Genomic DNA, 9,564 nt, shown 5'->3' with positions numbered 1-9,564 from the left:
AGTATGTCGTCGCCTTTCTTTTTAAAACCCTAATTCTAACGAATTAGGGTTTTTTCGTTTCTAAAGGTCATACTATTTATGAGATAATGGTTATGTTTGGTTATAAAAAACAACTTACTTGCTTCTACGCAAAGTATTTAGTAAATAAATGTTTTTATGTGTATACTTCAAAAAAAGACTGCAAAAACTGTGGTTAGTAATATATTTTTTAAAAGTCTTTTCAGTATGATCTAGCAGTAAGTCGCTAATTTTCATCTGTAAAAAATTATTTTAGTTCTTACTATTTTGTGTGAATGCTTTTTGAAAATATCCAAACTTTCATGGCAGTTCCAACACTTCCGCAGTAATCATTTTATTCTTCTACAACAATAATTTCGAGATCAATATATGGATATTTAGTAAAATATTTTTTCAATATTTGAATTTCCTAGGAATCAGCACTGTTTTTTAAGGCTCCTACATCAGAATTTAGTAGATTAAAATACTCTTCGTAGAATGGTAATTCAATATAGTTTCGCATAGTTATTTTCAAGAATGTTTTAATTTCTGTATTGCTACTGTTCTATTTCCAGTCATGGAAATACCAAAAGATCTTGTAGTTAAAACTATTTCAGCAGTAAATTTAGCTAGGTCATTTAACTATTCCTATTTAAATTATTTCTGCAGATCACAAATCATCTACAAGTAGTAATCTTCCTATAGTATCAGCGTGTTGGATTTATAAAATAGTCTCGTACATCACCGTAATACTATCAGCAATAATTAAAATGATTGGAATTTATTTTATTATCGGTTGAAGGAACTAAGGTGTGTAGCTACTAATATAAATTTTATTGCCTAGATATAATTTGTTGGCTCCTTTACTAAATTTTATGTCATGGCAGCATAAGTATTGTTAAAGTTCGTAAGTGTTCATTATAAAGATCTTGATTGTCGGCATAGACTGTTGGTATACTAATTTCAGCAGTACGTTTATATGTAATAAAGTTAAAAAGCTACCAATATAAACTTCTAAGAAAGCTGCTCGCGTGTCTTTTCTAAATTATTTAAAACCAAAGAGTTGTTGTATTATTATTTTACGCGTTAAGGCGTTCTTAGATAGAAGAATATACTAATTGCCATTTTTCGTATTCATTTGCATTCAAAATTACTATCCTACGCGATTTATCTCCCTAAGCGGTGTGTAGTTTTTCTTATATTTAAATAATTGCTGCAGCGATTTGCTTCAGTACTATTTTTCATAAATTTAATTTTTCAGACGAAATAATAATTAGACGTTAGAGTTTGATAAATTAAGGATAGCATTAGCAAGTAAATGGGTTGTTTTAGCAAATAATTTCTTGAAAAATTAACTTCAAAAAACGACTTAATTTTTTTTTGTTGTATTTTTTTTGAAGAGGTAAAGGTTTCAAATGTAATAGTTGTACTCAAAAAGCACCTCTAAAGATAAATAGTACGTGCTTTGTTCTTTTTCACAGTTTTCCGTGTCCAAATAGTAAGAACAAGATCGTTCTACCTTTTTCTTCTAATGAAGCGCTCAGTAACGAAAAAGCTTTTGTTATTTGAGCCTCAACAGCTTTTACAGTTACTTTGAGATAGTCTGCAATTTCTGCATTAGTTAAGCCTTCTTTTTTGCTTAAAATAAAAACTTCTTTACACTTTGGAGGAAGATTTTGAATTTCTCTATTGATGACCGACATAACGCGCTCAAACGTTTCGGTGTCATCATCGAGTACAACTGCATTTAAAGCATCAAAGTAACTTTTTTCGAGAGTAGAAAGGGATTGATTTTTACGGTATTGGTCGATAAACTCATTGTAAACAGACTTGTATAAAAAACTTTTTAGGGATTGATCTGATTTTAGTTTAATGCGTTGCTCCCACAAGCGAACAAATACGTTTTGAACAATATCTTCGGCAGCAAACAGATTTCTGATAAGACTGTTGGCATATATACAAAGTTTTTGGTAATGTGTATCCATCAAATAGGCATATGCTTTTTCGTCTCCCTTTTTTAGGGATGCAATTAGGCTATCATTGTCGCTATAAATGTCAATTTTCACGAAAACAAATTAAAGCAATAATAATTAAAAACATACGAATTATAAAAAAAGATTGTCAATTTGTTAGGGTATTGCTTTTTTGCTTCGTTATAGTATAAAGAATCAAAAATGGCTGTAAACATAATGGAGCAATTATTTATTAAATTTATTACAAATCAAGCTACTTCACATGAAATTGATGCGCTTACCGAATGGCTTGAGGCGAATACTGCAAATCAAAAAGTATTTAACGATTTTGTAAAAATAAATTATACGGTTGATTACGCTTTGCACACGTTTGATCTTGATGCTGCCAAAAAGAAATTACTGCAAACAATCAAACAAGAAAGAAGTATGTTTTTTAAGAGTAGAGTTCAATCTTACTTAAAATATGCAGCCGTACTTTTAGTTTTTATTAGCGCATTTTATTTATATCAGAAAAATGGCGGATTAGTTGCTGACGATCCAGTCCTGTTGAATGAAAAGGAGCAATTGATTACGTTGCAATCTGACAACGGAAGCATTCAAGTAATCAATCCTGATAATATAAAAAACGTAACCGATAAATCTGGTAAAATTATCGGGAAACAGGATAAAAATAAAATCGTGTATTCAGGCGAAATTGACGAGCAGCACTTACTGTACAATACCATTAATGTACCAAACGGAAAACGTTTCGAATTAATTTTGTCAGATGGAACCAATGTGCATTTAAACTCCGGAACTTCTTTACGTTATCCGGTTAGATTTATAAAAGGAGAAAATCGTCAAGTGTTTTTAGATGGAGAAGCTTTTTTTGATGTAACTAAAGATCCAAGACATCCGTTTTTGGTTAGTTCTGCAGATATGAATGTAAAGGTGTTGGGAACAAAATTTAATGTTACCTCGTATGTTAAAGATGCAAAAACTTCTGCTGTTTTAGTAGAAGGAAAAGTTGCAGCATCGGATCATCTTAATAAAGAAGAGGTTATTTTAAAACCTGGAAACCGTGCTTATTTTGGTGACAAACAGTTAAGCGTTGAGCCAGTTGATGTACGTAAGTATGTGGCTTGGGTTTCGGGCGAACTAATGTTCATCGATGATTCGTTTGGAGTTATTACCAATAAGTTAGAGCGAAAATTCAATGTTGATATTGTAAATAAATACGTAGAGCTCAACAATATTGTAGTTACTGCAACTTTTAAAGGCGAAAATATTGAGCAGGTTTTAAAGACATTTCAAACCTATAAAGATTTTAACTATACCATTAAAAATAAATTAGTAACGATAACCAAACCTTAAAATATGTAAAAAATAATTAATCGAAAAAAAAGGAAGGTGCGCCAACACCTTCCCAATCATTTTAAAAATTGATTTAATCTTAAACTATCAAATTAAACCATTGTAAACTTATGAAAAAACAACCAATTACAGGTGCGTTATGGCGCATTTTGGATAACTCAAACCTGAAGATGAAATTCACACTTTTATTTTTATTCACCAGTCTGTTACAAGTTAATGCCTCTAGTACGTACGGACAGAAAAGTAAAGTTACCATTGACGTTAATGGTACTGCATTGACCAATGTTTTTCAAATTATAGAAGAGCAAACAGATTTCCATTTTTTTTATAATCGAAATGAATTAAATGTCAACCAGAAAATTGATTTAAATGTAAAACAAAAGCAGCTAGTCGAAGTTCTAGGAAAATTGTTTAGTGAAACTAACATTTCATACCAAATTTTTGGCAATCAAATTATACTTAAAAAAGCAACTGCAATTAAAACTGAGCCAGAAATGACACCTCTTTTTTCTATTCAACAAAGAGAAATAAAAGGTATGGTAACTGATATAGCTGGAATTCCTTTGGTTGGAGTTTCTATTACAATGGAAGGTACCAAGTTTGGAACGACCACCGATTTCGATGGAAAATTTAAGTTGGTCACTACCTCTTCTGGAAGAATTTTAATTTTCTCTCATTTAGGTTACGAGCCAAAGCGTATTGCTTTTAGCGGTGAAGAAGCGCTAAAAATAATACTTATTGAAGAAATGAATGAATTGGAAGAGGTAGTACTTGTTGGCTATGGCAAGCAAAAGCGTACTGAATTCTCTGGAGCTGTTTCTTCGGTAAGTGCCAAAGATATTGTTCAAGCTGCAACCGGATCTATTGGTTTTGATAGAGCTTTGGGAGGTTTGGTAAAAGGAGTACAAGTATCGCAAAATACAGGACGCCCAGGTGCTCCTGTTCGTATTAATATAAGAGGAATTACTTCTCCATTGTCTTCAGTAGGCGGTGGATTAAATCAACCGTTATATGTTATTGATGGAGTTCCTTTTAATATAGATGCCTTACAAGGCGCTAATCCATTGTCTACTTTAAATCCAAATGATATTGAAAGTTTTGATGTTTTGAAAGATGCTGGAGCGACTTCTATCTACGGCTCTCGTGGAGCAAATGGGGTAATTATTATTAAAACAAAAAGAGGTAAAAAAGGACAAGCACCACAGGTGAACTTTTCATACGCAACTACACTAGCAAAACCTATAGGCAAAGTTGGCGTGTTAAACGCGAGTCAATATAAAGAGTACTATAATTTAATGTTGTCCAATAGTATTGATGCTGCAAATAACTTTCAAATAGATGGTTATGAGTTAATGGGTCTTGCTACTATCGGCGAAAATGATTTTGGCGAGCTTACTTATGATGGATTAAATACTGATTATTTTGGAACGGCAAATACCGATTGGAACAAAGAAGTTTTTAGAAGTATGGCCGTAACAAAACAAGCGAACTTTAGTATGAACGGTGGTAGTGATAAAACCAATTATAATTTCAGTTCTTCATTTATAGATCAAGAAGGTTTGACTATAAAAGACAACATGAAGCAATATAATTTAGGACTTTCATTGGATACTGACGTAACTGACCGTGTTAAAATGGGAAGCTCGATTAATGTAGGTCATACCGAGTCTAACTCTGGAGAAAATGATCTTCTAACGCAATATACTATTAATAGTTCTATCGCTCGTGCACGTCCAGATTTACCGGTAAGAGATGTGAACGGAAAATTATTAGCACAGCCTGATTATCAGTATGGTTATTTTGAAACGTTTGAGCCGAATCCGTTAATGAGATTAGCTAGTAACACAAACAAAAAGGCGTATAACCTTATTGGTAGTGCTTACGTTGAAGTAGAGTTGCTAAAGGATTTTAAATTGAAGACGGATGTAAATGCTTCTTTGTTTTATAATAAAAACAGTTCATTTATTCCTGCTACTGTAGAGACTATTTTTGGTGATTATATTGGAGAATCAATCTTGGATGAAAACGATGGTTTAATCTCTAATATTACGACAAACTTCACAGCTAATTACGATTTCTTAATCTCAAACCACAAGTTTGGTCTATTAGCAGGTGCTGCTTGGGACAAAACAAATTTTAATAGTTCTTACAATACCTATTCAGGTTTTCCTGATGATGAAATCCTAAATAATTCTTCTTCTGCGAGAGCAGCAATTGGTTATGGTAGTGCTCGTGTAGAAACAGGCTTGTATTCCATGTTCTCTCGTTTAAACTACGGTTACAAAAATTTGTATAATGCCACTGTGAATTTTAGAACAGATGCTTCTTCAAAATTTGGTCCAGGTAATAAAAGAGGTTATTTCCCTTCTTTATCAGCCAGCTGGAACATTTCTAATGAAGAGTTTTTTTATGATATTACAGCGGTAAATACTTTAAAATTAAGAGCAAGTGCAGGACGAGTAGGTTCTACAAATGTATCTGATTTCGCTTACTTACAGTTTTTTCAAAATCAATCGGGTAATCTGTACAATGGTCAGTCTGCTGTACTTCCAAATAATAATTTTCCTAATTCAAAAATTGGATGGGAAACTACAGACGAAGTGAACTTAGGTTTAGATTTCGGTTTTTTTAACAATCGAATCAAAGGAAGTTTTGATATCTATGAAAGAAAAACAACCGGTGCTTTAGTTAAAACACCTTTACCTTTAGAATTAGGACCTAGCTCTTACTTCTCAAACTTTATGGATGTTTCTAATAAAGGAATCGAAATCAGTTTAGGTGGTGATATTATTAGAGGTAATGATTTTGTTTGGTCTACTACCGTAAACTGGTCATTCAATAGAAATAAATTATTAAAATTAAACGGAGCCAATATCAATCCGAATCAGTCGGATTACTTTATCGAAGGTCAGCCAGTAGGAACTATTAAAGGATACAAAGTCGCTAAAATATTACAAACACAAGACGAAGTTGATGCTTTAAACGATGCTTCACCTTCAGGATATTACGATCAATTTTCAACTGGAATAGGAGATTTTATGATGGAAGATGTAAATGGAGATGGCCAAATTACTACTGATGACAGAGCTATAATTGGAAGTATTCAACCAGACTTCTTCGGCGGAATTTCAAATACATTCGCTTACAAAAACTTTAGCTTAACTGCTTTGTTTCAATATTCAGTAGGAGCAAAATCAATTTGGAATGCGATCCCAATCGGAACGTATAATGTTTTGGGAGAAAATAAATATAGTGAATATGCTTTAAATACTTGGACTCCTGAAAATTCGAACGCACGTTATGCAAAAACAGTGTATTCCGATCCTTCTGCGAACGGAAGAGTTTCAGATAGATACGTGTACGACAGTTCGTATTTGCGTTTAAAAAGCATGCAGCTAAACTATAATTTAGACAAAGATTTATTAAGCAAAATTAGAGTTGAAAGAGCAACACTTACATTAACCGCAACAAATTTGGTAACATGGACCAAATGGCCTGGGATTGATCCTGAAACTTTCTCAGAAAGAGGAGGTATAATTGATCAAGTAAGTAATGAAGATCCGTATCCACTAGCTAAGTCATTCTCTTTAGGTGTTCAACTACAATTTTAAATTTAAAACAGATGAAACGATATATAAAAAAAATTAATACGGTTTTAATTTTTGCAATAGCAGCTACTTTTTCGAGCTGTAGTGTGGATGACATTAAACCATATAATAAATTAACATCCGAAAATACAATTAAAGACGAAGCGTCTGCGCAACTGGTTCTTAATGGAGTGTACAATTTAGGTAAAGCATTCGATGTTAGCTCTTTTCCATTGCATCTAGCGGGTTTGGGTATTGAAGGTAATTTAACGCCCGGATTGGTTGGTTCTAAAGGTTTTGTGACCAATCAAGTACCCGTTGATAATATCTTTTTGGCTAATTTATACAATGGACATTATAAAATTATTAATTCTTGTAATTTCTTAATACAAGAGTTAGAAGCAGGAAAAGCAATTGGGATAGCTGATGATAAAAAAGCGGAAATGCTGTCTGAAGCAAAATTTCAAAGAGGTTTCGCTTATTTTAATTTGCTTCGTTATTTTGGAGAATTTTATGACTTATCCTCTAACCATGGTGTGGTTTTAAGAACTAGTTTTTCAACGGATCTTGAAGCAAAACCAAGAAATACGGTGCAAGAAGTATACAACCAGATCGAAGCTGATTTACTTTATGCATCAGCAAAAGGACCTGTTTACATCGATCATTTTTACTCAGGAAGTTTGGCTGCCAAAGCGTTATTGTCTAAAGTTTATTTGTACGAGAAGAAATTTACTCAAGCTGCGACATTAGCTAATGCAGTTATTAATAACGACGAAGGGTATATGTTAGAAGCGAATTATGCTGATATTTTTAAAAATAGTTTCAACTCATCTGAAGTGATTTTCGCACCATTTACGGGACCAGACAATGAAGGTAAAACGGCAATGGTATTGGTTAAAAGTACTGCCGCTAGCGAAACATTAAAATCTTTGGCAGATGCGCAATTTGGATCTGAAACTGATGGTAGTCTATCGGGTACTGGTTCTGGTTATGATCCACGTTTCGCTTTTGCGTACGCTACTAGTACAAAAAAATCGAATGGAAACGGAAAATATCCTTTTCAAGACTTAACACAATCGCAAGGAAATACGTTGTATCATTTGCGTTTGGCCGAAATATATTTAATAAAAGCAGAAGCAGAAGCACGCCAACAAGACGGAGATCTTTCGTCAGCACTTACTGATCTAAACGAAATTAGAATTCGTGCGGGTGTTACAGAAAAAGATCTTTCAGACAAAGCAACTTTATTAGAAGACATTCGTCAGGAGAAAATCTTAGAACTTTTCTTTGAAAATGGAGAAAGCTGGTTCGACCTTGTGCGCTATCATACTTTAGGAAATCTAACAGCTTCGCAAATAAAGTCAAGTCTTATTTCTGAAGATAAATTTATATTACCAATACCACTACAAGTAATTACAGGGAATAAGTCAGTTATTCAAAACAAGGGTTATTAATTCACTGACAATGTAAGCAAGAGTGTGGTATTCAAAAATTGCATTGCAGCAACTGCTACACTCTTGTTTTTTTAATATCTAATTTATAAAATATAAAAAAATGAAAAATATAACATTCATAGCATTACTAATCGTTTTGATGTCTTGTCAAAACGCTACGCCACCAAAGGATTATGTCGTTTTACACGGAAAAATAACGAACCCAATTGCTGGATTAGGTTTACGACTTTTTGATCCAGTTAGTTCGCAAACAGTGACCATTGCGGTTGCCCAAGACGGATCTTACAGAGACACGATTAAATTAAAAGAGGCGGCTTACTTTAATGCATTTTACGATAAATTTTTTGGTCTTTATCTTAAAAACGATATGGATTTAGAAATTAATTTTGATGCAAAAAATGTTTCTAAAACATTAACTTTTAAAGGCAACGGAACTAAAGAAAATGATTTTTTAATAGTTAAATCTAAACTGGAAGGCCAATTATTTGGAGCAGATTATAATGCTTTTATCAATTCTGATAAAGCCACTTTCGATTCTAAAATGGCTGCGTTTTCAGGAGATGTTAAATCAGAGTTAGACAAGCAAAAAGCGATTTTAGATACTGCTTTTGTAAGCACTCAATTAATAAAATTACAAGAATTCAATACTTCTTTGACACAGCAATTTTTGGACGAGCAAAGAAATAAAAGTGAATTAGGTGTGGGAATGGCTTCGCCTGAATTTAAAAATTATATCAATTATAAAGGTGGAAAATCGTCTCTAGCTGATTTTAGAGGGAGCTATGTTTTTATTGATATTTGGGCAACTTGGTGCGGACCATGTAAATATGAAATGCCGTTTATTAGCAAAGTCGAAAAAGCATTTCATGGTAAAAACATCAAATTTATAGGTATTTCTGTAGACCGTTTGGCTGACGAAAAAAAATGGCGTGAGATGATTGTAGCGCAAAAGTTAACGGGAACTCAGCTTTTAGCCGATAACGAAATCGGATCTGAATTTATTGCTGGCTATTACATACAAGCAATTCCACGTTTTATAATTTTAGATAAAGAAGGAAAAATTGTGAGTGCGGATGCGCCACGACCTTCAGAACCAGAATTAACTGAATTGTTAAATTCATTGGATCTTTAATGTATCACAGCGAAAATATTAAGTAATATAATTTTCGTTCCGCTTTCTTTGGGGGAAGTGGCGGAATG

5 protein-coding genes are annotated in these 9,564 nt (G+C 33.0%); 4 read left to right on the top strand and 1 reads right to left on the bottom strand.

Annotated elements, in window-relative coordinates:
• Positions 1 to 1,472 precede the first annotated feature (1,472 nt).
• A complete protein-coding gene (locus tag AP058_RS03875) occupies positions 1,473 to 2,063 on the bottom strand; it encodes an RNA polymerase sigma factor (RefSeq protein WP_082706568.1) in 591 nt (196 codons plus the stop codon).
• A gap of 108 nt (positions 2,064 to 2,171) precedes the next feature.
• Here AP058_RS03875 and AP058_RS03870 point away from each other — a divergent pair, with 108 nt between their 5' ends.
• The 4 genes from AP058_RS03870 (at position 2,172) to AP058_RS03855 (ending at position 9,496) form a co-directional block, all read left to right on the top strand.
• Positions 2,172 to 3,323: a FecR family protein gene (locus AP058_RS03870; RefSeq protein ID WP_231739506.1), complete on the top strand. Its 1,152-nt coding sequence runs from the start codon at positions 2,172 to 2,174 to the stop codon at positions 3,321 to 3,323.
• A gap of 110 nt (positions 3,324 to 3,433) precedes the next feature.
• A complete protein-coding gene (locus AP058_RS03865) occupies positions 3,434 to 6,934 on the top strand; it encodes a TonB-dependent receptor (protein WP_066307079.1) in 3,501 nt (1,166 codons plus the stop codon).
• 11 nt (positions 6,935 to 6,945) lie between these two features.
• The gene (locus AP058_RS03860) at positions 6,946 to 8,364 is read left to right on the top strand and encodes a RagB/SusD family nutrient uptake outer membrane protein (RefSeq protein ID WP_066307077.1); all 1,419 of its coding nucleotides are present in this window, start codon (positions 6,946 to 6,948) and stop codon (positions 8,362 to 8,364) included.
• 100 nt (positions 8,365 to 8,464) lie between these two features.
• On the top strand, positions 8,465 to 9,496 hold the full coding sequence (locus AP058_RS03855) for a TlpA disulfide reductase family protein (protein WP_066307075.1): 1,032 nt from the start codon (positions 8,465 to 8,467) through the stop codon (positions 9,494 to 9,496).
• Positions 9,497 to 9,564: the final 68 nt, after the last annotated feature.

It is taken from the genome of Flavobacterium sp. TAB 87 (assembly GCF_001529295.1).
Lineage (GTDB): Bacteria > Bacteroidota > Bacteroidia > Flavobacteriales > Flavobacteriaceae > Flavobacterium.
This window is presented reverse-complemented; position numbering and strand designations above follow the sequence as displayed.

Excerpts from the sequence above, each read along its gene's own strand:
- AP058_RS03860 (WP_066307077.1), top strand. The coding sequence starts at position 6,946 with ATGAAACGATATATAAAAAAAATTAATACGGTTTTAATTTTTGCAATA.
- AP058_RS03865 (WP_066307079.1), top strand. The coding sequence starts at position 3,434 with ATGAAAAAACAACCAATTACAGGTGCGTTATGGCGCATTTTGGATAAC.
- AP058_RS03855 (WP_066307075.1), top strand. The coding sequence starts at position 8,465 with ATGAAAAATATAACATTCATAGCATTACTAATCGTTTTGATGTCTTGT.
- AP058_RS03870 (WP_231739506.1), top strand. The coding sequence starts at position 2,172 with ATGGCTGTAAACATAATGGAGCAATTATTTATTAAATTTATTACAAAT.